Consider the following 26,930-nt stretch of genomic DNA (forward strand, 5'->3'; position numbering starts at 1 on the left):
ATTAAATATTAACATAATATGGATTTGTATAGAGAGTTATTACCGAGGAAAAAAGAGGAAATTGGAGGGTTTAGTCGAATTTTAGCAAGTTGGTTGGTAATTACGATGTTATTGACAATTTTGAGAGTAACATTAAATTGAATCCTCCCTGTAAGTCGTTTCGTATTACCTTTAGGAGGAGATAAAATGTGGAAAAAAATAAAGAAATTTATTAATTTTATTTCTAGAGTGTCATTAGCACTATTCATTGTTGGATTTATGTTTTTGCTTTATCTACTATTAATAGATAAGAATTCTTTGAAAGATGCAGAGTTAATAAATACAGTAGCAATAGTAACAGCGATACTTTCTTTACCAGGAATTGCAGAACAACTTGCTCAGATTGTTAATCCTCAGAAAAAAACATTTAAAGTACGAGCACAATGCCCTAAGTGTAGACATTCTATCCAGATGGATATGAAGGAAGACTAACCAATCAAGCCCTAGTTCTCAGTGCGAAAACAGAGGGAAAGTTCCTGCGGTTAATAAATTGTAAAAATATGAAATTTACTGAAACAAAAGAACCGTCGCCACGTTTCCTAAAAAAAAAACGATAAGCAGATTGAAATGCTTATCGTTTTTTCGATTCAATGCCTTTAAGATCTTTAAAGCAGAACCAATGACCAATCCAATATCGAATATTAAATTTCATCCAAATCGTATATGCCAATACTTTCTCCTTCTTGCTTATATAACATTGATCTTAAACATAGAGCGAATTTATTATCCGCGAACCTATACTTCCTTGTATCTTCATCTTTATAAAGTATTACAGGGTCTGTTTTACAGAGATTATTCATTATTTGTGTAACATTCGGTTTTTTGTCCCCTATTGAATTAGGAAATTCATCGCTCATGTCTTGAGCAATTTCACCTGAAGTAAACTGATCTTTCTCTTTTAACCCTAAACAAAATAAAACTTGATTCTTCCTAGATATTTTCTGTGAATCGTATATAAAAATTTTAGATATTGCTGCGTAATTCTTGCCTAAAGAAGTGGTTAACCAAGTTTTAGTTGCTTCCAGCAAATATTCTTTCTTTGCGGTCCAGTCATTTTCTTTACACATTAAACTTAATTCCAGGCAGAATTCATGTAATCTTTGAGGTACACCACCTGTGACCCACGCAATTTTTTCTTTATATAATTGCTTATCCGCAATAGACTGAAAAGTTATATCTAATTTAGAGAAACCTCTCTCAACCAATTCAAATGATTGCTGTGTTGAAAGTGTTCTTATTTCCGGAAGCTCCATGACTCTATTATCAATAGTATTAATATTAGAGACCTTTTTAAAATAACTCTGTATATCACTCGTTGCAGCTACCACAATAATTTTAGTGTTATATTTAAGGACCTCATCATCATCAATTAGAATGATAAGGTTGGTAAGTTCCTTTAACAGTTCTTCATTATTAGCGATTGCTTCAAAATTCTCAAATACTATGTATCTCTTTTTATCTTTATTTTTTGCTCGATATTTCATAAATTTTAAGAACTCTAAAAAATAATCAATATCATTAATATATTCCGATGTATGACTTATTCCACCATCCGCTACAGCTACTTTTACATTTGCCTTCTTTGTCTCAGTATATTTAGTCCTTATTTGCCAATTTTCTCTAGCCATTATGTTTTTAAAACATATAGATATACTTTGTGCTGATGATGCACTAGCTAAGTTAATCGGTTTAAAATAATATTCTTCTTCAATTAAAACCCTTCTCGTAAGCCAAGTCTTTCCTGTACCACTCTGACCATGAACCAAGATACATAAATCATTTCTAAGAGCGTTTTTAAATTGTCGTTCATGTACTGGGCGAGATACATACATTTCTGGATCATATTCTTTACGAGGACTAAAAACATCTTCTGGTTCCAGTCTGGACATTCTTAATATTCTACTCATTTTCTATCAGCCTTCCAACTTTACTTTGATTAATTAATTTTTTCTTTAGATTTTTAGAATTGAGTTTTGTATTACATTTGTTATCCAAATTGTACCATTTCATCTGACTGAATAATACCCTATTCATTCCAATTATTTGCATTATAATTCCCTATAGCCACTTTAAAGGGTGGGCTTATCCATACTTTCTTTATTAGATCTTTAAGGCTGGGGAAGATATAATCAGATAAAAACAATATATGGAAATTTGTATAATAAATGAAACCATGTCCCCAATTTTTAAGTATAATAAAATCAAGACCATGTAAAGGAGGTTATAAGCATGGCATACCAATCCGAAGCAGCGCTTGAAAAGAACTTACATATTCAACTTGTTAATCTAGGTTATCAAGCAGTAAAAATTGCTGACTATGAGGCGTTATTAGCTAATTTCAAACAGCAGCTAAATACGTTCAACCATCATAAATTAAACGGGCAGCCGTTAACTGATAAAGAATTTATTAGAATCCTTACACTCATTGAAGGTAAAAGCATATACGATTCTGCGAAAATCTTGCGTGACAAATTGCTGATTGAGCGTGAAGACGGCACGCAGCTATATGTTGAACTTATGAATACAAAAGATTGGTGCAAGAACTTGTTCCAGGTGACGACGCAAACTACGGTAAAAGGCACCTATGTTAATCGTTATGATGTGACAATCCTGATCAATGGCCTGCCCCTTGTTCAAATCGAACTGAAGCGACGTGGACTGGACTTCAAAGAAGCTTTCAATCAAATCCAGCGTTACCGCCGTCATACTTTCAATGGCCTGTATCGTTTCTTGCAAATCTTTGTGGTGAGTAATGGAGTGGATACAAAGTACTTCTCTAACTCCGACTATGACATCCAGTTTGGCTTTACGTTCTTCTGGACGGACGAAAACAATGAACTGACCACAAACCTACAAGATTTTGCAAGAGCGTTCATGCAGCCACGCCATCTGGCAAAAATGATCAGTCGCTATATGGTCATTAATGATACGGACAAGGCCTTGATGGTTATGCGTCCTTATCAGGTTTATGCAGTAGAAGCCTTGGTAAAACGAGCAACGGAAACAAATAATAACGGCTACATTTGGCACACGACTGGTTCTGGTAAAACCTTGACTTCTTTTAAAGCCGGGCAAATTCTAGCTGATGAGGAAAGCATCACTAAGGTGTTCTTCCTAGTGGACCGGCAAGACCTGGACAGCCAGACGACCGCAGAGTTCAACAAGTTCCAAAAAGGCGCTGTTGACCGGACTGATAAAACAGAGGTTCTAATCGAACAGATTCAGAATCCAATGAAGCGATTCATTGTGACCACCATCCAGAAAATGAACAATGCGATTAAGAATCCTAAGTACGCTCATATCATGGAACCATATAAACAGGAACGTGTTGTTTTCATCATTGATGAATGCCATCGCAGTCAATTCGGAGACATGCGCAAGGAAATTGATCATCACTTTAAAAATGCCCAGTACTTTGGTTTTACAGGAACGCCTCGCTTCAAAGAGAACAAGAGCCAGGACGGACGTACCACTGCTGACCTTTTTGAAAAGTGTCTGCATTATTACCTCATTAAGGATGCAATCAGAGATGGAAATGTATTAGGTTTCTCAGTTGAATATATTCGTACGTTCAACGCCAAGATTAATGAAAATGATAAAACAAAAGTACCAGGAATTGATACCGATGAAGTTTGGCATGATGAACGCCGCTTGAATCTCGTTGCTGACCACATCATTGAAAATCATCAACGGCGTTCGAAGAGCAAAGGATATTGCGCCATGTTCGCAGTCGATTCTATTCCTACATTAATTAAGTATTACGATATTTCTAAGTCGAAAGATCACAACTTAAAAATCGCAGGTATCTATTCATATGGACAAAATGAGGAAAGCGATGGAACAGGCGAACATTCTCGTGAAGCGCTTGACCGCATGATTGACGATTATAACGAAATGTACGACACAGACTACTCGACAGAAACTTGGGATCGTTATTTTTCTGACGTATCGAAAAAAGTGAAAAATGCTCAGATTGATATTCTGCTAGTCGTAAAAATGTTCTTGACCGGATTCGATAGTAAGCCGCTCAATACTCTCTATGTAGATAAGAACATGGTGTATCATGACCTGCTGCAGGCATACAGCCGTACGAACCGTGTTGAGAAGGCAACGAAACCGTACGGAAATATCGTTTGCTACCGCAACTTAAAAGAAAATACAGATGATGCTATCAAGTTATTCTCTCGAACTGACAATGTTGATACCGTTTTAATGGGCAGCTACGAGGAATATTTAAACGCATTCAAAGAAGCGGTGAAAAATTTACGGGAGATTGCAGTCATTCCAGAAGAAGTTGACGAACTAGAACGAGAAGAAGATAAACGAAGCTTTATCGTTGCATTCAAGAATATAACGAAGTTCCTTCAGCGCTTGCAATCATTTTCTGATTTTGAATTTAACGAGACAGAGTTGACAATTTCGCAGCAATCATATGAGGATTACAAGAGCAAATACTTCAAAGTATACGAAGATTTCAAGCGTAGCGAAGTGCCGAAAGAATCGATTTTGCATGACATCGATTTCGAGTTGGAACTCATGCACACAGACAAAATTAATGTCAGCTACATCTTGAATCTTATCGCCAACCTCAACACTGAAAATTATGAAGAACGTGACAGAGAGATTCGTTTCATCAAACAGGAACTGGATCATGCATCAGATCCAAAGCTTCGTCTTAAGATTGAACTGATTAAAGGATTTTTGGATAAGGTAGCACCAAAACTTGCTCCTAATGAATCAGTTATAGATGCTTACAATCGTTACGAAGAAGAAATGAGCGAGCATGAACTCGCCATGTTTGCGAAAACAGTAGATATTGAAGACAGCGTATTACGCGAACAAGTCTCCACGTACGAGTATTCCAATCTGATTGAAAAGAATGCAATCATGGATTCTTTATCAGGCTCCTTCCTCAAAAAGAACAAAGCCATCAAAGCGATAACCACATTTATTCGAGACTTTACTGAAAAGTATGGAGCATAATTCTGAAGAGCGCTAGCAAAGCGCTCTTCTCGTTTTGTGATATTTTTAAAAATATCATTTTCAATCACCATCTATGTTATGATATATTTAAAAATATCAAGAAGGTGTATGATGAAACTCGGCGAAATCGCAGAAGTTACCCAGGGTGCTTTTACAAACCGTTTAGAAACCTTTTCTTCTGATGAGATGACATTTAAAGTTAAACCTCTTTCTTTAAAGGAATTTAACCAGACACTCGGCTTTACTTACCGTATTTCAAAAGAAAAAAATGGGGTAATTACTGTACCAAAGGATAAAATGACACCTCAGCTTTTAACCGATTCGAATAGTCTTATTCTACATACGCAAACACAGAAAATCGCTTTGTTACCAGAGAAATACAGTGGGTTATTGTTAACAAATAACTTTATTAAAATTCAATTAACCAGTAATGTAGATAGAGCCTTCTTTGAATGGTACTTTAATGAACACCCATTTATACAGAAGCAATTGGCGGTATTATGTGAAGGCACAGTGACTCCTTCATTAAAATTATCAAATGTTAAAGATATAGAAATAGATTTACCACCTGTCCATCAACAGGTCATCATTGGCAAAATCGCGCAGCTCAAAAAACGAAAAGCTGCATTGATGGCTGAAAGAACAGATTTACAACAGGTGTATATACAGCAAAAGCTCATTCAAAGTTTAGTTTGAAAAATTATTTTAGGAGGAATTTTTAATGACTTCAAGCGAAAAACAACGCCTTCAACAGGCGGAGCTGCATAAAAAATTATGGGCAATGGCAAATGATCTTCGAGGCCAGATGGATGCCAGCGAATTTAAGGATTATATTTTAGGATTAATCTTCTACCGCTACCTTTCTGAAAAAGTAGAAGCACGCTCAAATGTCTTGTTACAAGAAGACAATATTTCATATGCTGAAGCATGGAAAAATGAAGAATATCGAGATGATTTAGCTGAGTACCTAATCGATGAATTAGGCTATGTTGTCGAGCCACAATTCCTATTCTCTCACTTCCTGGAAGAAATCAAAAAAGGTGCCAATGGCAGCTTCGATATCGAAATGCTTCAAAACGGTGTTAAAGCAATTGAATCTTCTACTCTAGGAGCAGACAGCCAGGACGATTTCCAACATCTATTTGATGATATGGACTTAACATCATCACGTTTGGGACGTACAGTAAAGGATCGTACGACCCTAATAAGTAAAGTCATTGTGAACATTGCTGACATCCCGTTTTTACAGGACGATGTTGAAATTGATGTACTAGGCGATGCCTATGAATATATGATTTCTCAATTCGCAGCAAATGCTGGTAAAAAGGCCGGCGAATTCTATACACCACAACAGGTTTCAAAGATCTTAGCAAAAATCGTTACTGCCGGAAAAACAGAAATTCGTGATGTCTATGACGGGGCTTGCGGTTCAGGTTCATTGCTGCTTCGTGTAGGGAAAGAAGCAAGGGTTCACAAATACTACGGGCAAGAAAAAGTATCAACAACATACAACCTAGCTCGAATGAACATGCTACTGCATGACGTACCATACCAGCGTTTTGATATTCGTAACGCCGATACATTAGAAGAACCTCAACATATCGACCAACGATTTGAAGCAATTGTCGCTAATCCTCCATACTCAGCTAAATGGAGCGCAGATGACAAATTCAAGGATGATGAACGCTTTAGTGCCTATGCAAAACTAGCGCCAAAATCCAAGGCAGACTTCGCCTTTATCCAGCACTTTATCCATCATTTAGATGATAACGGTACGATGGCAGTTGTATTGCCACACGGCGTCCTATTCCGCGGGGCCGCAGAGGAAGTAATTCGAAAGTATTTAATTGAAGAGAAAAATTACTTAGATGCTGTGATTGGTTTACCCCCAAACATTTTCTACGGTACAAGTATTACCACATGTATACTTGTATTTAAAAAATGGCGTAAGCATGACGATAATGTATTATTTATTGATGCCTCGAATGAATTCGAAAAAGGCAAAAACCAAAACCATCTAACAGACGAACATGTTGAAAAAATAATTACAAGTTTCCAAAGCCGCTTAACAATTGACAAATATTCCTATGCAGCAACATTGGATGATATTAAGGCGAATCACTTCAATCTAAATATACCTCGCTATGTCGATACATTTGAAGAAGAAGAGCCAATTGATTTACAAGCAGTGGTACAACGTCTGAAGGAAATCGATGAAGAAATTGCAGAAGTGGATAGAGAGTTAGAGAAGTTCTTTAAAGAGTTAGGGGTGTAGTTTATGTTACCGTCTAAAACTTTTACTAATCCCACTAAATTTAAAGAGTATAAAATCGGTGACCTGTTAGATTTTTATCAAAGACCATGTAAATTAGTATCAGAAGAAAAATACCAACTTGTAACTGTTAAAAGACGTAATGAGGGTATTGTAAGTCGAGGTATATATAAGGGATCAAATATTAAAACCCCAACTCAATTTTATATAAAAAGTGGGGATTTTCTTATTTCAAAACGTCAAATAGTACATGGTGCTTGTGAAATAGTTCCTGAAGAATTTGATGGCGCTATTGTTTCAAATGAATACACCATTGCTAGAGGGAAAGAAGATTTAACTTTAACAGAGTATTTTAATTTGCTTTCTAAAACCACTTTTATGAAGAAACTTTATTTTTTATGTAGTTACGGAATAGATATCGAAAAAATGGTTTTTAATATTGAAGATTGGAAAAAACGATTTGTTTATATACCTACTATAGAAGAACAAGAAAAAGTTGTATCTTTATTTAAAAAGTTAACTCAAAAAGTAGCCCTTCAACAAGAGAAAATTGACTTACTTAAACAGCAGAAGAAAGGCTATATGGATAAGATTTTTAATCAGGAATTGCGATTTCATGATGAGAACGGACAAAATTATTCTGAATGGAAAGATTTTAAACTAGGAGAAATATCAAATACGTTTTCAGGAGGTACCCCATCTGTATCAAATCGGAAATATTACAATGGTTCTATTCCGTTTATTAGATCCGGTGAACTTCATTCTAATAAAACAGAGTTATTTATAACTGAAGAAGCCTTGACTAAATCCTCAGCTAAAATGGTAAATGAAGGTGATCTTTTATATGCTTTATATGGAGCAACTAGTGGTGAAGTCGCTATTTCTAAGATAACTGGGGCTATTAATCAAGCTATTCTTTGTATTAGAACTGATGAAAATAAATTCTTTATTAAATATTGGTTAGAATACATGAAAGAAAATATCTTAAATATATATTTACAAGGTGGACAAGGGAATTTATCTGCAAATATCTTAAAGTCCTTAAAGATATTTCTCCCCCAAAGAGAAGAACAATTGGCAATAGCTAATTTCTTTATAGCATTCGAAAATAAAATTCAACATGAAGAAATAAAATTGAGCTTTCTTAAACACCAAAAACAGGCTTTCATGCAACAATTATTCATTTAAAAACAGCAGCAATCCACTAAAATGGATTGCTGCTGTGTTGTTTTCAGGTAAAAATGCTCTCAGTTATAGAGAAATAGAGAGATGGTTCTATCTCAGTAAAACACAGGGACGGTTCTAGCGTTTCACAAATTGTTAAATTATGTAATGTGATGAAGCAGAAGAACCGTCCCCACGTCCAGGATCTATTGGAGAAATTGCAATTTATAAAAAATTTATGGATAAAGAAATTGTCTTTCTAAGAAGTGTAGCTATAATGCGTGCTTCGTCACATTATGAACCGAATTATTTAAAATATTTGATGCAGCGTTCTGATTTAAAAAAATCACTTAAATTTTTCCAAGTGGTTTCTGCACAACCTGGGATTAATTTAGGTAATTTATCAAAGATAAACCTAAAAGCGTGAAACACAGAGACGGTTCTGGCGTTTCATAAATTGTTAAAATATACAATTTGCTGATACGGAAGAACCCTCCACACGTTTCATCCAACAGAAATTCTTGCCTACTGCCTTTCCACGTCTTTAGAGATGGATATTGTCTGTAAGACGTTAAAAAAGTTAAAGGCAGTTGTTGGCAACCATTTTCATTCAGAGGCCATGTTGCACTCTGACCAAGGAATGCACTACCCACATCCTCTATTCCAAAGCAAAGCGAAAAAGCTTAGCATAACTCAATCAATGTCCCGAAAGGGAAACTGTTGGAACATCGGGACCAATGGAAAGTTTCTTTGGCCATTTTAAAGACTAGCAGAGTATAAATCACTTGATAATATAAAGGATGTAAAGAAAGAAGTAGATCGTGTAATCGAAGAATATAATCATCAATGAGGCTTAAATAAAATGACCCCGGTAGAATACCGGGGCCACTTATTGGCTGCATAGGCACTTTTTTAAAATTGTCCGTAATCGGGGCACAGTTCATTAAACAACCCCTTTTTCATTAATTATCATTGTAATGGTGTAAGTAATATTCCCTTCGATACATCTCTATTTCATTCTCTGTAAATAATATTTTAAGTATGTCATCGGCTAATTTGTTTTGTGTTGATTTACTTCCTCCTGAATACTCCTGAGATGTAAAAGAAAATCCAACCTCTTTTAAGTTCTCTAAAAGACTTAAGAGGAAACTCCGCTTAAAATTCTTATGATATTCACAGTATGCGAAGATTGTCGGGTATGCAAATAATATTCCACTTATTCCTGTGGTTTTATTAAGTATATATTTTATTTCATCTCCACGCTTCATTTCATAATTCCACTCAAGTGGAAATAACTCTGCAAAGCAATGGAAGTAATTAAAAAGATTTTGCATTATAGTTTTATTATCATTTTTTAAATAATATTTCCTAAATACAGGAAAAACTCTAGTATTACTTTTTAAAACCCTCTTTTCCTCAATTAAGGGTAATAGAGCATCTATAAACGCCGACTGTGAAATAGTACCTTCCCCATAACCAAGCATCTTAATTTTTCCAGCCAAGGGAGATGACTTATCTACATTGAACCATTTAGCAATTAGATGCGCTGTCACTGTTTCAGTATATTCTTCCTCTGAAAGTTCCGATAAGTCATATAAGATAGATTTACTTACTGGTTTTTGCTTACCATTTATCGTACCAAACAACTCAGCTTGCAGGGCTACTTCTAAATCAATCATAACAGTAATAATTAATTCAAAGTTATCTAAATAATAATCCTTGTTATCAGTATAATTAAATCCACCTAAGCGATGTTGTCCATCGATTATTGTTGCTATAAGTTTTGATTCATCAAAGTATAACTCATTCTCACCAATTGAGATGGTGTTTGAATCTAATTCGTCATCCTCATTCTTTTTGTTAAGTGAAATGATAATTGCATTTGGAAAAATAGAATTTACTTTAGAAATATACTTTCCTATTTCCCTTAATCTTTCTTCACTTTTTTTCCTTTGTATATTTGTATTTTCTTTGGTGTCTTTTAAATACCATATCTCACCTTGACTAATTTCCTTTTCAATACGGTCTTCTACCTCATCCAAATAATTCTTATGATCATTTTTTGTATAATTCTTTCTAACTTTTGTAGTCGATATGCCTATCAAGTCTCTTGCTTTTATTTTACTAATATAAAAAACATTACCATCTTGGTTTATTTCTATAATAGGTAATCTCATGCCTAATCCTCCTCAGATGGGGTAAATTCATTGATTTCATCCGCTTTAGATTCTAGAATTTTCCCACTCTTACCTGGTAACTGATCCATTGAGTCTTCAAGCAGTTGATTTTTTCTCTTCTTAACTCTTGCGCTATGAAAATTTTTACTGTCTATAAAATCATAATAAACCTTTACCCCATGTTTATTAAGATATTTTCCAATTCCAACAATAAGAAATAGGTAAAATATAATAGTGGAAAATGCGGTCTCACCACTATTGATGTGCATTATAATATCACTGTTCTTTCCCATAATCCAAACAGCCAATAAACTCAAATAGAAAATAACCATTTTGACTATAAACCCACTAATACTATTTATTACTAAATCATCAATTTCATCCCAAACTCGTTTAAATAAATTTAAGAACCACATTTTACCATTCCTTATTCGCTAAATTTTGACTAATTATTCTATAATTCTACCAAAATATACAAATAAGTGTAAATTATATTTTTATTCGAAGTTCCACGTATAAAAACCCCCATTTATTATCTAAATGAGGTTTATGGGCATAGTCCTCTAAAATCCTCCCTCTTCCCTAAATACAGATTGGCTTTTTTTCTAATAGTAAAAAAGCCATTTATATTAAGGAATTCTTTTGACTAAAGGTTAATTGCAATCACTACACAATTACCTTTTTCAAGACGCAGGGACGGTTCTCGCGCCGCATTCGGGAACCTAAATAGTTAAGAAAAACCCCAATAAATCTTGGTTGAATCCGTTCTTTACAAGGAGAAAAATGAGAGGAAGCAGAGGGACGTACCTTTTGCTTCAAAAAACAATTACGAAAAAAGGAGCAAAAGTTCCGTCACCCTTGCTCCCTGTTTGCTGCCTTTTTTTGTACACGCTCTATCTTTCTGTACTAGATTAGCTCAAGTTGTCTCTTATGATTTCACCCATGCATCGGTATCATATCCCTTCACTTGCCAGTAGCCTTCATGTACATGATCAATAGCTTAGATTCCGACAAGCCATCTCACGGATTTATAGGCATAAATTTTGGGTACAATCAGCCGGACTGGGCCTCCATAATCTGACGGGATCAGCTCTCCATCCATGAGCACAGCGACCATGACATCATCCATGGCTGCCTGTTCAAGGGATAATGAGTCAGTATAGACACCGTCGCCCTAATAAAATTTCAGATGGGTTGCGTTCTCTTTCAGCTATACTTTCTTCATAAGATCTTTCAGCAGAATGCCTTCATACGTGACATGAAGCACGGACCATCCAGTAACGCAGTGAAAATCACTGACCTGGACTGTCCTCTTCAATTTGACGAATTCTTCACATGACAACGACACGATAGACACAGGGACGGTTCTCGTGTCTATTCAGGAATCCAAATAAATGAACCATGGTGTGTCTTTGTAAGTATATTTTTAAAGATTAGTGTGGATCAGGTGTTAATAAAACCCTTTAAAAAATTTTAGGACACAGGTTCACTCCCTTGTCCCACAAATCCTACAAAAAAATCTCCTCCCCCTCATCCATCTCCTCCGCCTTCTCAAAAACCCCCTTCGCCACAGCCAAATCAAAATGAGCCGCTCCAACTGATTTAAATATAGTAACATCCTCAACCCCACGTTCCACATGACTCACATGAAGTTCAGCTAACGTCCCAGAAAGCTGCTCAAATGACCATTTCCCTCGTTGCACGGCATCAATGAATTCTCCTGCTTCCGCTTTCATCCCCTCATAATCATCCGCATAAATCAATGTTGCTTTTTCAATCGCACCTAATGGAATCTCACGCATTTCAGGTAAATAACTCCCTACACCGATGATATGTGTCCCTGCTTTTACATAATTGGCATCAAAGACTTCTTCGGTTGATCGGGTCGCACAGCAAATGACATCTGACTGGGCGACGGCTTCGTTTCGGTCGACACCAGTATGTATCTTAGCGGTAATCCCTGCCTCTTTGAGCTTTTCGCTGAATGTGTATGTCTTATCAATGGAACGATTGATTAAATAGATGTCTTGAATCGGCAGGACATTCACTATTCCTAGTACTTGTTCAAACGCCATTCCGCCTGTGCCAATGACGGTCAGCACTTGACTGTCGGGCCTGGCGAGGTGCCGAGCTGATATGGCACTTAATGCGCCGGTTCTCAATCGTGTCAGGTAAGAAGCGGACAGTAAGCTTATATGTTTTCCTGTTTCGAGTTCTGTGAGTAAAATGGCTCCTTGTGTGGTCGGAAGATCAGCTGAGCTGTTTTCAGGAAAAATCGAGACAATTTTGGTCGCTGCCATTGGCATGTAGAGAACGGATCCGTTGCGTTCGGGGACATTCAGTACTGTCCGATGAGGATTTTCAACACGTCCTTCATGAATGGCTACCAACATGGCTTCGACATCTCGAATGGCATCTTCAATTTTATATATAGATTGGATTAGTTGTTCGTTCAGTATAAGCATATAGAATCTCTCCTTTTATGAAAAAACTCGGCCAAATTATTTGGCCGAGCTCATTTTACCATTGATCACAGTTGGTTCAACGCGGCTCTTCACTGCAAAGATTGCAATCAGTGACACGACCGCAGTAAACATGATGTAGAGTGCAACTGGGACGTAGGAATTATCGAATGATGCGAGCAGCGCTGTGGCAACGAGCGGCGCTGTACCGACAGCGACTGCGGCGCCGATTTGATAACCTAGTGAGACACCAGTGTAGCGAACCTTGGCATCAAAGATTTCAGAGAACATCGTTCCAAGTACTGCCGTAATCGGAGCCCAAATGATTCCCAGGCCGATAATCGTCGCCAACACCAGCATTAGTACACTGCCTTGATGAATCATCCAGAAGTATGGGAAAGCGAAAGCCATCATCGCTAATGTACCTGCGATATACATTTTCTTTCGGCCAACGCGGTCTGACAGACTTCCCATGATTGGGATAAGGATGGTCGTAATAACGGTTGATACCATGACGGAACCTAACACAGCAGAGCGACTGAATCCCAGAGTACTTGTCGCATACGAAACTATGAATGTACTGAAAATATAGAATGGAGCTGTCTCCACCACTTTCGCACCGATTGTGATCAGCACTTCTTTCCAGTGATAGCAAAGCGACAGCGGGACGGTTCTACAGTCTCTTCAGGAGCACAGGGACGTACCCTGTGCTCCTTCTCTAGTGGTTAACGGAAAAGAAGCATTAGATACGTCCCCGTGCTTTGGGGCAGCCAAGCGCGTCCTCCACCGTAAATCGCTTGTAATAAATAAAAGTAAAAAGGACGGTTCTTCTGCATCTTTCTGCAAAAGAACCGTCCTTTTGTTTAAAGGAACGCCTCAGCCAATAATGTGTAGGTTGTAATTTTGTCCTGAAAGTTATATACATTGTTGATAATCATGAATTCCTCAGTCTTGTACATTTCACTCAATTTAAGAATTTCATCCTTAACCATTTGGGGTGTACCAATAATCATGCGTTTTCGATTTTCCTGTATCTTCTTTCGTTCATCCCTTGTTAAGGGTATGTTTTTGGCCTCTTCGACGGCAGGGATCCTAGTGTCTCCACCCTTTTCAACTGATAACAGCCACATATCCTGGCTTAGGGCGATTTCTTCAGCTTTTTCCTGTGTTGGGGCACAAACAACAAACACACATACATTTACTTTAGGCTTTGCAAGCATTGGCGAGGGCTGAAAGTTTTTATAGTAATAGTCCAGGGCCTGTTCTCCATTAACCGGAGTGATAAAATGTCCATAAGTAAAAGCTGTACCACTTTCTGCGGCCAGCCTTGCCCCCCGATGTGTAATCCCTAAAAGCCACACTTCCGGTATGCTGCCTGTCACAGGAAAGGCATTGACGTCATGGTAAGGGTGGTCTATGGGTAAATGGTTCACTAAAAAGCCTTGCAGATCCTTAACCTGCCGGGGGAATTCATTCAGGCTTTTCCTTAATCCATCTGTGAGTGCCAATCGGGTTATAGCGGAACCGCCTGGTGAACGCCCAATTCCTGCATCAATACGGTTCGGAAACAAGGCTTCTAATAGCTTGAAGTTTTCAGCAATCTTATAGGGGCTGTACTGTGGAAGCAAAACACCGCCCGAACCTACACGGATTTTCCTAGTATTTGAAGCTATATGAGAAATCAGGACCTCTGGAGAGGACCCTGCTATTCCATTCGTATTATGATGTTCCGCTACCCAAAAACGAGTGTAGCCCAGGTCTTCAGTCAGTTGAGCCAGTTTTACTGTTTTTTGTAAAGCGGTGCTTGCCGAGTCCCCTTTACTTATGACTGATTGATCAAGAACGCTTAATTTCAATAGGTAAACCTCCACCGTTAAACAGGTATGCATAATTGTATTAATACCCTCTGCCAACACTTCCTACTCAAAGCCAGTATCTTTTGCCAAACTGCTTTAATGCAAGGTGGAACATTCCTTAGAATGTATCTGATTTTGCTCCGGGAATACTTTGTTGGAAGCAAGCTCTTTCCAAATGCCAGTATGAATATAACCATGAGGAAGGGGATGATGTAACTTACCGATTCCAACAGAAAAGAGTCCTCATCTATCCCTTTTTAGGATAAGGATAATATTTTTGAAGTTTTTTGCTCCGCTGAGAGGATCTGTCACCCCCGCTTCACTAAACCTCCATCCTCCACCCCGACACAGCGAGCCAGCGCTCATACCGTTCATATTCAGGCATGATTTTTCCGACAAGCCGCCAAAATGAACGGTCGTGATTCATATGGACCATATGGCACATTTCATGGACGACAACATAATCAATCACTTCCATTGGTGCCATGGACAGCTTCCAATTGAATGTCAAATTCCTCATGGAATCACACGTTCCCCAGTTCGTCTTACTGTCCGTGATTCGAATCGAGCGCGGCTTTATTTTGAATTCGCTTTGATAAAATTTAACCCGTTTTTCGACCAATGCCTTGCACTGCTGATAGTAAAATCGCTTTAAAGCCTGTTTGATACTCTCTTCATTTTGCTCTTTCACGTATACGTGGAGCTTGTCTGCCTCGAACACGGCATTGTCTTTTTCAATATCTGCGTCCTGGGAAATCAGAATGTGATAGAGCCTGCCCAAATATAGAAATTGTCCGCCTGGTCCGTACTCTTTTTCCCTGCCGGCTGAGGCCCGCTCTTTCATTTCCTTTGCCCTTTGCAGGATCAAGTCCCATTGGCCTTCTATGATTTGAAGCACACTTGCATCTGAGGTCCCCTTAGGAGCGTGGACTTCGACATGGCCGTACAAATCCATATATATGCCGATTGTTTTCCGATTTTTATAAATCACATCATACCCGATTGTTTCACCCAAAAAAGAATGAAGCATGTCATCACCTGCATTTTATTCTATAAATACTCCCCAGCCATCAGAATGGCAGCCGTAAGGCTTGCTTATTTTATCCAGCTTTTCCTGCACTTTTTTTAATTCGCTATGGTTAAGGAGCATCCTTTTCGAGCAACTGCAAACCCACTCATCTGTCTCATCATCCTGCTCGAGTAAGCCATGAAAGCCTTCTTCCTTCAATACGGGCAGAAGCTTCTCGCCCGTTGCCTTATCCGGCACAGCGATAAAAAACTCGATTGGCTGCGGCTTTTTAAAACTGACACCTTCATTAAACAAACTGCGCAATGCTTCTCCATCTGCGTCGTTTGGAAATTTCATCATCCATTCCTCCATTTGTGTGCCTTCTATGTTGTCATTATCATTCACTTGCTAAATTTCTGCTAATCATTTGATTATGAGATTGTTGTGTTATAATGTAAATAACCTTTTGCTTTAAATTTTTTACTTTACCGGTTCCATGCCCCTACTCGTTCGTTGAGTAGGGTTTTTTATTGCTGTTATTTTTGAAAATAAAAAAACAGACCCTTTTGGAGTCTGTTTCGGTATGCTATATCAAAATTAAGCTTTTTGAACGTTAGCAGCTTGAGGTCCACGTGCACCTTGCTCAACGTCGAAAGTAACTTTTTGACCTTCGTCTAATGATTTGAAGCCTTCAGATTGGATTGCAGAGAAATGAACGAATACATCTTCTCCACCTTCGCGCTCGATGAATCCGAAACCTTTTTCTGCGTTAAACCATTTAACTGTACCTTGTTCCATGTTTGTTGCCTCCTAGTGCTAAAGCACATTGTATTACTATCCTTGCCCAAAGTGATCATTAGAACGAAGAGTCGAACTTTACACCGAACAAAAATAATTCTACCTAAGAATAACAAGATTTAGGAAAAACTGCAAGGGACTTTAGTAGGGTGACTTCCTCATAATGAGTTTGAGTTGAATGGAGAAAGTTGTAGTTCAAGAGAAAATCGTTTTTTACTTTTGCACCAGGAAAAGGATAGATGAGCCGCAAAAAAATTGCTCAATCTATCCTTTTTTATACCTTCGCCTATACCTGGGTTTTGCCTTATCCATCCTACAAAAAAATCTCCTCACCTACATTCAGTTCTTTCGCCTTTTCGAAGACACCCTTCGCCACAGCCAAATCAAAATGAGCCGCTCCAACTGATTTAAAAATAGTAAGATCCTCAACTCCACGTTCAACCGGATTCACATGAAGTTCAGCCAATGTCCCAGAAAGCCGATCAAACGACCATTTCCCACGTTCCACTGCATCAATAAATTCTCCAGCTTCGGCTTTCACCCCATCATAATCGTCCGCATAAATCAACGTCGCCTTTTCAATCGCACCTAACGGGATTTCACGCATTTCGGGTAAGTAACTGCCTACGCCGATGATATGGGTTCCTGCTTTTACATAATTGGCATCAAAGACTTCTTCGGTTGATCGGGTCGCACAGCAAATGACATCGGACTGGGCGACGGCTTCGTTTCGGTCGACACCAGTATGTATCTTAGCGGTAATCCCTGCCTCTTTGAGCTTTTCGCTAAATGTGTATGTCTTATCAATGGAACGATTGATTAAATAGATGTCTTGAATCGGAAGGACGTTCACTATTCCTAATACTTGCTCGAACGCCATTCCGCCTGTGCCAATGACGGTCAACACTTGGCTGTCTGGCCTGGCGAGGTGGCGGGCTGAGATGGCACTTAATGCGCCGGTTCTTAATCGCGTCAGATAGGAAGCGGACAGTAAGCTTATATGTCTTCCTGTTTGTAGTTCCGTGAGCAGAATGGCTCCTTGTGTGGTTGGAAGATCAGCTGAACTGTTATCTGGAAAAATCGAGACAATTTTGGTCGCTGCCACTGATGTTCCATCCGAGCTTGGCATATAGAGAACCGATCCGTTTCGTTCAGGGACATTCAGTACCGTACGATGAGGATTTTCAACACGTCCTTCATGAATGGCCACCAACATGGCTTCAACATCTCGAATGGCATCTTCGATTTTATAGATGGATTGGATTAGTTGTTCGTTCAGTATAAGCATATAGAATCTCTCCTTTTATGAAAAAACTCGGCCAAATTATTTGGCCGAGCTCATTTTACCAGTGATCACAGTTGGTTCAACGCGGCTTTTCACTGCCCAGATGGCAATCAGTGACACCACAGCAGTGAACATGATGTAGAGTGCAACTGGCACGTAGGAATTATCGAATGATGCGAGCAGCGCAGTGGCAACTAGAGGAGCTGTACCACCGGCAACTGCGGCCCCAATTTGATAGCCTAGTGAGACACCAGTATAGCGAACCTTGGCATCAAAGATTTCGGAGAACATCGTTCCAAGTACTGCCGTAATTGGAGCCCAAATAATCCCCAAGCCGATAATCGTCGCCAAAACCAACATTAGTACACTGCCTTGATGAATCATCCAGAAATACGGGAAGGCGAAAGCCATCATCGCTAATGTACCAACGATATACATTTTCTTACGGCCAACGCGGTCTGATAAACTTCCCATGATCGGAATAAGGATGGTCGTAATGACAGTTGAAACCATGACGGAACCTAACACAGCGGAACGGCTGAATCCTAGAGTGCTTGTCGCATATGAAACAATGAACGTACTGAAAATATAGAATGGAGCTGTCTCAACCACTTTCGCACCGATTGTGATCAGCACTTCTTTCCAGTGGTAACGAAGTGTATCGACGATTGGCAGCTTTGGAATCTCACCTTTTTCCTTAACTTTCTTGAATTCAGGTGTCTCATCGATTCCTTTTCGGATCCATAAACCAAAGACCACGAGTAATGCACTAAAGATGAATGGCACGCGCCAGCCCCATGTCATGAATTGTTGCTCCGGTAATAAGCTCATGATCCAAAGAGCGAGTGTACCCATCACCATACCGATCGTCACACCCATTTGTGGAATAGAACCGAAGAATCCTCTGCGTTCTGGCGGAGCATACTCAGTTGCAAGCAACAGCGCTCCTCCCCATTCCCCGCCGATTCCTAGTCCCTGGATGAGACGAAGTGTAATCAAAATGATCGGTGCAGCTACACCGATAGCTTGATATGTAGGCAGAATCCCCATTGCGAATGTCGCAGCACCCATTAAGCTCAATGTTAAAACGAGGGTTTTCTTCCGGCCGATTCGATCCCCGATATGACTAAAAATAATTCCTCCAAATGGCCGGATGAAAAACGAAAGTGCGAACGATGCATACGCTAAAAGCAAGCCTACTGTTGGATCCTCGTTGACAAAGAATAATTGGTTAAATACAAGTGCGGCCATCGTTCCATATAAGAAATAGTCAAACCACTCAATGGAACTGCCAACAAGGCTGGCAATCAAAACACGGTATGTCGTTTTTTTATCCAAATGTTGCATTTACTCTTCCTCCTCTTTTAAAATTGAAGTGGTACTTCAATTAGATATTAGATAATAGTTAATTTTCTGTCAACTTTGTTCAAATTGACACAATCTTTATTTATGGTTAATAGGAAGGCGGGCTTTTATGATAGGTGTACGACTTAAAGAAATTCGTAAAGAGAAAAAAATGACCTTGAAAGAACTGGCAGAAGGCGCCGGTGTATCTATAAGTTTTCTATCCCAAGTCGAACGCGGAAAGTCCAGTGTGACACTAGAGTCACTGCGGAAAATTTCAGAAGTCCTTGGCGTCAATCCAAGTATCTTTTTCCCAAATAATACTGAACGCATGAGTGAACCTTCATTCCACTATCAAGATCTGACACAACAAGTCCCAAATCCAGACTTTCATCCCATACTCGTCACACTCCCAGCAAACCAAAGCGACGGACAACCCTTTGCCCATAGCGGACATGAATTTATATATGTAATAGAAGGAACCCTGACACTCCAAATAGGTACAAAGATAATTGAACTCCAACAAGGAGACTCCTGGTTCTTTTCAGCTAGTGAAACGCATTACTGGTACAACCATACAGATCAGACGATTCGGTTCTTGGTTGTCTCTTCCAGGTAAAGTCACCTTCATGCATCTCAATCTTAAGATCGTTTTCCTTGAACTATCGATTGATGTATGTCGGATATTCTAGCGTACCTGCACATCTCCTTTGTACATATGTTCAAAGAAATAATGGAATCGAGGAGTCTCTTGTCTCTTGTATCGCTAATGCACAAGAAACAAGAAAAAAAAAGGCTGCCGAGAACCGACAGCCTTTTGGAGCAAGCTCCACTTTATTTTTATTGAATAGTGATGTGATTCTAATTACTATACATTAACTTTTTTCAAGTATTCAATTACCTTCTAGAATTAGTATGTACTGTAAATGCAATTTTCTTGTTTACCATCAATTGTGATCCGTTTCACCGTAACGAGTATAAATGAGGTATTTGGTTACCTATATAAAATCACCAAAAACCCCCTTCATTATAAATGGGCTTGATACTATTTGTTCTTCATTAGTTCTAATTCAACTGCAATTATTGGCCATATCTGTTTAAAGAGCATCCTTAGAATGGCTGGCATTACTAATATAGTGGCAAAGGTAGCAGCTCCTCCCATAGTAATGAGCGCCAATAGAAATCCTATACCCGCTGATATCCAAACTGGCTTATCTCCGAAAAAATTCAGTACAATTACATATATAGCTCCAATGAAAATCATAGGTTTTTAACATCCTCTATATTTATTTTATTAAGCAAATACCTTTTTCGCTGTCTTTCCAATAGTATTAGTCCCTATTCCATCAACAGCTCCTCCAATTATGCCACCAACTAAAGGAACAGCTTTTCCTAAATTAACAATTCCTTTTTCACCAAACTTTGTTACCAATCTAATTCCAACAGCTTTATTTATTGCTTTAATTACCTCACCAGGAATCTTTTTAATTGCTTCTTTGGCTAGAGCTGTTCCTAGTTTTACTCCAGCCTGTTTTAATATGTCTGTCGCAGCTTGTCCAGTTAAGCACACAAATACAAAAGTCTTAACTTGGTCATCTTTTAAGTCGTACCCCCTCATATAGGCAATTGTTGCAATCATTCTAATTTGAACATACATAACAGATGCTACATTAGCAGGTATAGCAACGGGTAATGTAATTATTCCACCTAATCCTGTTAGGAATCCACTTGTAACTCCCTTAGCATTTTGCCATCGTATTAAGCTATCAATTGCATTATCAACAGAGGTATGCTTTCTTAAATAGTTCTCTGCTAACTCAGCAGCCGTGTCAGTTCCTGGTAGTCCATTAACAGCTTTTTCATATGCCCAATCTAATGCTTGAGCTACTTTACTTTCTGTTAAACTATTTTTCGACAAGATAATCTCTCCTATGATAAATTAAGTAGTTTTTTAGGAAAATAAGTAATATTATAGTATCACTTTACCATAGATGAAATATATTCCCAATAATTATACTATCCTAGTTCTGTTTATTCTTTACCTGACTATGGCTTTTTTTGTGGTACGGTTCACCCTAACCTATCTAACTACGAAAAAAAATAGAGGGCTATCCCCTCTTCACTCACTACTGATCATTTCTGCCATCTTTATAATCTGCAGCTCTTTTTGAACAGTGCTTATTGACGTAATACTATTCTTGGATCGTTGAGCTAATTCATTAGGCAGCTTTTGAATCTTCTTTTTAGAAGCTACTAAATCCTTTTCCAAACTTTCTTTTATATTTGTCCCAATTTCAGAACTTCCTTCATTATCCTTCCAAAACTGAATTGTCTCTAGTGTATTTGCCCCCATTTCCTGCATTGAGTTATAAAGGGATTTAGTTTTATCTACTGTAATTAAAACACTTGAAGATAGTTCAAGAACTTTATGAACTTCTAGAGTAGTATTTCTTAAATCTTCAATCTGATAAATTAAGTTTGAGTTTAACTCTTGTTCAATTTGAAGTAACTGTTCAATGCTTTTTTCCTTTTGATATTCTTCGTATAATACTTTTAAATTTTGATGAGAATCACTTATCTCTTGTTTAATAACTTTCAAGTTCTCCAAACGAGATAATACGCTATCAATCTCATTAAGTTGAAACTGTGCTAGATCTAATTTATCACTTATGTTACCTACAAGAGGAAAATCAACAAAAGCGTTGACTCCTTTAACGACGTTAATGGCTGTGTCGAATTTGTCTATTGCATCCCTTATAGGAGCTAAATTTTCATTTAGCCCCTCAACATTTTTAACTAATAAATCTATATCCTGATTGTATTGTTCTAGATCGCTAATTATTTTAGGCAGTTCAGTTTCTATTACTTTTAACGAATGATTCCTAGCTTCATTTACTTGTTTCTTCATAGTATTTATCTCTGTTGAGTCACCAACATTATTGTTGATAGCTATTTGACTAGCTATATATCCGGTTGATCCTGAAATTAACATTGAGGAAATAATTGTAATAGGAAACAAACACCTTTGAAGCACCGGTTTTTGGTTAGAAACAGCCCTACTCTTCTCTAATTCCATGTGCGGATCTTCCTCTCCTTAATTACGGTATTTTTTGTAATGATAATCAATGTTGACCTGTAGCCCAAACCATATTCTAAATGTCCAATTATCAGCCTTATCTATGTATTATACGACGTATTCTTCAAATATTTAGGTTATATATTGAATAAACGACGTTTTTCTTAAAAATTTTCTTCATACTTGCGTGGAACACTGGGACAGTTCTCGTGATCCATTGTGGAGCCGGAAAATAGCAATATCTTTTAATTTGGATTGAAAGTCAAGAGAGCCCCGCGGTTTTTTATTTTTCATTATAAATATGGTAAAATTAAGAAAAACCTTAGGATGTGGAGGATGCTAGCTAATGGCTTCAAACGAAGACAAACTGTATTTGTTCCTGTCACAACAAGCCTATAGTACAGATCTCAAGAGGTTGCCCAGATATATTGAATACAGTAATAATCAGAAAATACAAGAATGGGAAGTTATTAATAATAAAGATTATGTTACTACCGATACCTCAACTGGATTCAATGCGCTGGTTGTTAAAAACAAAGAAAACATAATCGTTTCATTCAGGGGCACTCAAGGAGATGACATGCTTGGAGCCGGTATGGCTGATTTAGAAACGGACATCCAATACATTGTAATGAAGGATAAAGTCCATGAGAAACAATCAAACCCAAGGGGCGAAAGGCTCGATGTTTATTATGATCCTGTAAAGGAGTCATGGTACAAAAAGAATCAATTCCAACAAGCCGAACACTTAATCAGAGATCTTAAATCTGATAATCCAAATGCGAAAATATCCGTCACTGGACATTCTTTAGGAGGGGCCCTTGCACAATATACAGCTGCAAAATATGATTTGGGAGCAGTCACATACAGTGCTCCTAGCGTGGTGGATCTCTTAGACGATAAAACAAGAGAGAGGGTCTTTGCGGGCGAATTTGATTCTTCCATCGTCAATTATGTCCACCCAAAAGATTCGATCGGCGCAGGAGGACTTTCCCCTTACGAACGTCACATTGGTTCAACCTATTATATTGGTTCAAGATTCAAATACGAAAATATGGATAACGAAGGTCGTCCAATCCGCAGGTTGATTGAATCCATATCTGGCGATAATTATCACAGCATGGATCATTATCAGTTCGATAAGTATGGGAATATCAGCAATGGGATTCTTTATAATGTCCTGGCGGGAGTGGAAATATCACGATCTCCGCGATATGTGAGTGCTGACGTAGGCATCATCAAGGTCACTCCTGTACATTTAAAGGAAGCTGCTGATTCTTTTGATAAAATCACAAAATCCATATTGCGCGAACAGCCACATGTTAAGGGGAAAATCCAGAGTAAACTTGTACATGGTGCAGAGCGTCCTGAAACAAAACAGGTCGGATACATTACAATGAATGAACTTGTTAAGATGGCATCGTGGCTTAGTGAAGAATCTTCAGCTTTTACGCATTTCTTAAGGAACGCAGCGAGCGAATTCGAAAGGGCGGATAAGTTGACATGATGGACAGGAAATTGACTGCTGCATTTATGAATGACATTAAAAACCTTACCGCTGCGGAAAGAGAACTCGATGACTTCATCGGAACACTTCGTTCAGCTCAAATGAGGTATAGAAATAGCTTGGATCAATTGTCGAGTTGGCGAGCTGGTGAAGCTACCAGGAGAGCACAACAATGGTATGATGACTTCTTCTCCGAGCTTTCAAAAAGGATACATCGACTGGAAGACAATAAATATGAAATCGTCGAGACAAAAAAGAGATTGAACGCATTAATGCAAGCTGAAATCAACTCCGGTCCGAAGTGGTAGGTGGATGTTACAATGAAAAAAATAATGATATTTATAATAATGACATTACTTTTGCAAGGGTGTGGCGGCATGACTCAAGAAGAAGAAAATGAGGTTGTCCAAAAATCAACTGAATCAGCAATAGAATATTTCAAAGAACAAAAAGGCTGGGATGTCGTCATCGATAGCCACGAATTCACTTCCAGAAATAATGGGACAGAAATTTTCCTTTATGGCTATCAAAAGGGGAATGAGGATAACAAGATCCATGCTATGGTGAACTTTGCCGAAGAGAAATATGAAGTATCTTTAATAGGATATGACGAAAAGTAACCCGGGGAAACCCGGTTTTTTTGTTTAGGAAACACAGGGACGGTTCTTGCGTTCCATTCAGGAGTAGAACAAAACTATGTATTTTCATTTTTAAAATAACAAGAGAACTTAACTAGCTCATAAATAGAAGGTTTACTTCTTTACTTAACATGGAAATCATGCTGAAAAGGATGTCTTTCTAGGAAATGGGAAAAGCGAGTGATCCAAACACTTTGGGTGTGGATGAGTAAACGGTTAGAGAAATCACGAAACTATCGCTATATAATTCCTGACGTTAAATTAGGTTCAAGACTAATTTTTAAGAAAACAAGACATGAGGATCTACCCCCATGTCTCTAACTTCCTCTCTTCCGCCAACCCAGAAAACGAAGCCAATAGATAATAACAATTCTTTCTCATCCATTTAAATAGAGGTAAACAATTAGGAAGATAATCAGTCCAATCATGAAGACTGAACCAAGACTTGCACTAAACACTACATAAATCTTTGTATGGATAATAACATGAACAATTAGAAATATAAGCAAACATAAAAGCAAAAAGAGGACTAATTGCAAATTCTTATTCCTATTCAAAAGATCAGCACCTTATAGCTCCAAATTTTTGAAAAGCAGGTGTTGTCCACATACTTTTATCCTTTATATATTTTATCTTTCCAAATTTTATTCATGATTTCCTTCAAACAGAGGGACGGTTCTTGTGTTTCAGCCGGGACCTGGAGAAACAGGGGCAATTCCTTGATTCTATCTGAGAGGATTAAAATAGCATAGAGTGCTTTTTACTTTACACCGGTCTGGCCTGGTGCCAAGGGAGAATTAGCCTCTACCTCATAAAACTATAACTTAACCTCTTGCAATTTTAGGGACATGAGAGTCGTCCCCCATGTTCCAATGTTCCTTGTCCTCACACCGTTATTTATGGTGCTGTGCTCCGTAACCTATCTAACTGCAAAAAAAAGAGGGCTATCCCCCCTTCACTCACTACTGATTTTCCTCTTTTTCGCTCTGCCTTATTGAACCGCCCCATGTTTCACCGGATATGAGAAAGTACTGCCGTAATCCCTTCGCTTTCTATGTCCTTATTCTCCTCCATTTGAAGAAGCCGCGACTGCTGCACCCGAAATAGCTGCAATCGATGCTGCTTGCTGGGCCTGGATCAATGTTTCGATTGTCGTAGAAAGATTGGTTTGAAGCAGGGATGAATGATCGATTTTGTCACTGATCACGAAATTAACGGCCATCATAAAATTGATGTCTTTCTTCCATTTAAATAGCTTCTCTTCGTTCAATTGCTCCCATATTGCTTTTATCTTCGAAAGATTATCGTTCCCTTTTTCAATTAAGGTGAGCAGTGCAATCTGAGGGTAGAACATGGATTTGGGTTTGATTCCTTCTTTTTTCATTCTGTCATAGATTTCAGTGGACAGAGCAACCATGTCATCTGCATGGCTATTTTCATTCAGAGAAAGTATATGGCTCATGCTTTGCAGATCATTTCCTTTTCGGAAACCGTTTTGCGAAAGCTTGCTGTACAAGTCCTCAATATGAAAAATCATCTCATCTGTCTGTCGGTCGTGTTGAGCCAGCATGACAGCAAGCGGATAATCGCTGTGCCCAGTCAGAAACAAATGCTCCTCCCTCATCTTCTTATAAACTACTCTTGCCCGTTCAGAAAGAGACTTAAGGTCTTCTGTATTTGCTGTGACCAGCGGCATGGCCGCAATGTAGGTGAAAGTATTTCTGCTGAATCCGGCTGAGACCAATGCATTGTATGCATCGATAAATGCCGGAAAATGATCTTTGGGACTTTCAAACTTTGTGTCAAGCAAAGCGGCAAAGGTAAAGCGAGACTCAGAGCGCAAAGGCGAAAACAACCCGGATTCACTTTTTATATAATCCGCAAGCTCAGTATATCTATTGATATCAAAGGTTCGGTTGCTGGAAATATACAAAGAAGCAACCATCATCAAAACCGATTGATCAGTAACTTTCCAGCGATATCTTTCTCTTAGCTGGGAATAAATTTGGATATAATCCTGAATACTCCTGTTTGCTTTTTCCATATAAACCTCCATTTGTCAGTCATACTCTACATACGATTCAGAATGGAAAAAGTTTTGTATTTTTATAGCTGAGGGGCGGTTCTGTTGCCTCATGATTTTACAGAATCCAACTTATAATCACCTACCACTTGTTTTAATCCATGCCGTACAAGACAGAGAAGAGACTGGATGAAAAACACTATAAGTTCTTCTATGGGATTTCTACAAGTCTGAAATTTCCTAATAATTACAAATATTGTCTAATTCTGTGATAAAATGTATTGGAAAATATTAACT

The 26,930-nt window shown here is 38.2% G+C and carries 22 protein-coding genes and 2 pseudogenes; 9 read left to right on the forward strand and 15 right to left on the reverse strand.

The window, feature by feature from the left end; genetic code table 11:
• Window positions 1-186: 186 nt before the first annotated feature.
• Window positions 187-471, forward strand: coding sequence for a hypothetical protein (locus ACXAEA_RS21200; RefSeq protein ID WP_475097826.1), 285 nt, complete (start codon window positions 187-189; stop codon window positions 469-471).
• 209 nt (window positions 472-680) lie between these two features.
• On the opposite strand, the gene ACXAEA_RS21205 is transcribed toward ACXAEA_RS21200, so the two are convergent.
• Window positions 681-1,946, reverse strand: coding sequence for a hypothetical protein (locus ACXAEA_RS21205; protein WP_475097827.1), 1,266 nt, complete (start codon window positions 1,944-1,946; stop codon window positions 681-683).
• 322 nt (window positions 1,947-2,268) lie between these two features.
• Between ACXAEA_RS21205 and ACXAEA_RS21210 the strand changes: the two genes are divergently transcribed.
• The 4 genes from ACXAEA_RS21210 (at window position 2,269) to ACXAEA_RS21225 (ending at window position 8,482) form a co-directional block, all read left to right on the forward strand.
• The gene (locus tag ACXAEA_RS21210; RefSeq protein ID WP_475097828.1) at window positions 2,269-5,022 is read left to right on the forward strand and encodes a type I restriction endonuclease subunit R; all 2,754 of its coding nucleotides are present in this window, start codon (window positions 2,269-2,271) and stop codon (window positions 5,020-5,022) included.
• 111 nt (window positions 5,023-5,133) lie between these two features.
• Window positions 5,134-5,718, forward strand: a complete 585-nt coding sequence (locus tag ACXAEA_RS21215) for a restriction endonuclease subunit S (RefSeq protein WP_475097829.1) — start codon at window positions 5,134-5,136, stop codon at window positions 5,716-5,718.
• 25 nt (window positions 5,719-5,743) lie between these two features.
• Entirely contained in the window at window positions 5,744-7,297 is a 1,554-nt protein-coding gene (locus ACXAEA_RS21220) for a type I restriction-modification system subunit M (RefSeq protein WP_475097830.1), read from the forward strand.
• Window positions 7,298-7,300: 3 nt separating this feature from the next.
• Window positions 7,301-8,482 carry a restriction endonuclease subunit S gene (locus ACXAEA_RS21225; RefSeq protein ID WP_475097831.1) on the forward strand — a complete coding sequence of 394 codons (1,182 nt, stop codon included), beginning with the start codon at window positions 7,301-7,303 and terminating at the stop codon, window positions 8,480-8,482.
• 938 nt (window positions 8,483-9,420) lie between these two features.
• Here ACXAEA_RS21225 and ACXAEA_RS21230 read toward each other — a convergent pair.
• From ACXAEA_RS21230 to ACXAEA_RS21280, 11 genes and pseudogenes are all read right to left on the reverse strand, one after another.
• Window positions 9,421-10,635 carry a DGQHR domain-containing protein gene (locus ACXAEA_RS21230; RefSeq protein ID WP_475097832.1) on the reverse strand — a complete coding sequence of 405 codons (1,215 nt, stop codon included), beginning with the start codon at window positions 10,633-10,635 and terminating at the stop codon, window positions 9,421-9,423.
• Between the two features lie 2 nt (window positions 10,636-10,637).
• Window positions 10,638-11,051 carry a hypothetical protein gene (locus ACXAEA_RS21235; protein WP_475097833.1) on the reverse strand — a complete coding sequence of 138 codons (414 nt, stop codon included), beginning with the start codon at window positions 11,049-11,051 and terminating at the stop codon, window positions 10,638-10,640.
• Window positions 11,052-11,635: 584 nt separating this feature from the next.
• Window positions 11,636-11,791 (reverse strand): annotated as a pseudogene (locus ACXAEA_RS21240) (molybdopterin-dependent oxidoreductase); the annotation flags it as partial.
• Window positions 11,792-12,143: 352 nt separating this feature from the next.
• A complete protein-coding gene (locus ACXAEA_RS21245; protein WP_475097834.1) occupies window positions 12,144-13,100 on the reverse strand; it encodes an ornithine cyclodeaminase family protein in 957 nt (318 codons plus the stop codon).
• Between the two features lie 36 nt (window positions 13,101-13,136).
• Window positions 13,137-13,757: pseudogene (locus ACXAEA_RS21250) on the reverse strand (MFS transporter); the annotation flags it as partial.
• 203 nt (window positions 13,758-13,960) lie between these two features.
• Complete coding sequence (locus ACXAEA_RS21255) at window positions 13,961-14,953, reverse strand: LLM class flavin-dependent oxidoreductase (RefSeq protein WP_475097835.1); 993 nt, start codon at window positions 14,951-14,953, stop codon at window positions 13,961-13,963.
• Window positions 14,954-15,275: 322 nt separating this feature from the next.
• Window positions 15,276-15,983, reverse strand: a complete 708-nt coding sequence (locus tag ACXAEA_RS21260; protein ID WP_475097836.1) for a M48 family metallopeptidase — start codon at window positions 15,981-15,983, stop codon at window positions 15,276-15,278.
• 15 nt (window positions 15,984-15,998) lie between these two features.
• Window positions 15,999-16,322, reverse strand: coding sequence for a ribonuclease E inhibitor RraB (locus ACXAEA_RS21265; RefSeq protein WP_475097837.1), 324 nt, complete (start codon window positions 16,320-16,322; stop codon window positions 15,999-16,001).
• Window positions 16,323-16,559: 237 nt separating this feature from the next.
• Window positions 16,560-16,760 (reverse strand): cold-shock protein, encoded by a 201-nt coding sequence (locus ACXAEA_RS21270; RefSeq protein ID WP_026694123.1) that lies wholly within the window; start codon window positions 16,758-16,760, stop codon window positions 16,560-16,562.
• Between the two features lie 313 nt (window positions 16,761-17,073).
• The gene (locus tag ACXAEA_RS21275) at window positions 17,074-18,048 is read right to left on the reverse strand and encodes an ornithine cyclodeaminase family protein (protein WP_475097838.1); all 975 of its coding nucleotides are present in this window, start codon (window positions 18,046-18,048) and stop codon (window positions 17,074-17,076) included.
• A gap of 36 nt (window positions 18,049-18,084) precedes the next feature.
• Window positions 18,085-19,392, reverse strand: a complete 1,308-nt coding sequence (locus ACXAEA_RS21280; RefSeq protein ID WP_475097839.1) for an MFS transporter — start codon at window positions 19,390-19,392, stop codon at window positions 18,085-18,087.
• 127 nt (window positions 19,393-19,519) lie between these two features.
• Here ACXAEA_RS21280 and ACXAEA_RS21285 point away from each other — a divergent pair, with 127 nt between their 5' ends.
• Entirely contained in the window at window positions 19,520-20,008 is a 489-nt protein-coding gene (locus ACXAEA_RS21285) for a helix-turn-helix domain-containing protein (protein ID WP_475097840.1), read from the forward strand.
• A 675-nt stretch (window positions 20,009-20,683) separates the two neighbouring features.
• Here the strand turns inward: ACXAEA_RS21285 and ACXAEA_RS21290 are convergent.
• On the reverse strand, window positions 20,684-21,307 hold the full coding sequence (locus ACXAEA_RS21290; protein WP_475097841.1) for an EcsC family protein: 624 nt from the start codon (window positions 21,305-21,307) through the stop codon (window positions 20,684-20,686).
• Between the two features lie 201 nt (window positions 21,308-21,508).
• A complete protein-coding gene (locus ACXAEA_RS21295; protein ID WP_475097842.1) occupies window positions 21,509-22,465 on the reverse strand; it encodes a hypothetical protein in 957 nt (318 codons plus the stop codon).
• 346 nt (window positions 22,466-22,811) lie between these two features.
• On the opposite strand from ACXAEA_RS21295, the gene ACXAEA_RS21300 reads away from it, so the two are divergent.
• The 3 genes from ACXAEA_RS21300 to ACXAEA_RS21310 are packed head-to-tail and all read left to right on the forward strand — an operon-like array spanning window position 22,812 to window position 24,592.
• Window positions 22,812-23,972: a lipase family protein gene (locus tag ACXAEA_RS21300; RefSeq protein WP_475097843.1), complete on the forward strand. Its 1,161-nt coding sequence runs from the start codon at window positions 22,812-22,814 to the stop codon at window positions 23,970-23,972.
• A complete protein-coding gene (locus ACXAEA_RS21305; protein ID WP_475097844.1) occupies window positions 23,969-24,280 on the forward strand; it encodes a hypothetical protein in 312 nt (103 codons plus the stop codon). The genes ACXAEA_RS21300 and ACXAEA_RS21305 overlap by 4 nt, the downstream gene beginning before the upstream one ends.
• A gap of 12 nt (window positions 24,281-24,292) precedes the next feature.
• The gene (locus tag ACXAEA_RS21310) at window positions 24,293-24,592 is read left to right on the forward strand and encodes a hypothetical protein (protein ID WP_475097845.1); all 300 of its coding nucleotides are present in this window, start codon (window positions 24,293-24,295) and stop codon (window positions 24,590-24,592) included.
• Window positions 24,593-25,670: 1,078 nt separating this feature from the next.
• Here the strand turns inward: ACXAEA_RS21310 and ACXAEA_RS21315 are convergent.
• Complete coding sequence (locus tag ACXAEA_RS21315) at window positions 25,671-26,654, reverse strand: DUF4003 family protein (RefSeq protein WP_475097846.1); 984 nt, start codon at window positions 26,652-26,654, stop codon at window positions 25,671-25,673.
• Window positions 26,655-26,930 lie beyond the last annotated feature (276 nt).

This window comes from Mesobacillus sp. ABV4_180, from assembly GCF_056158485.1.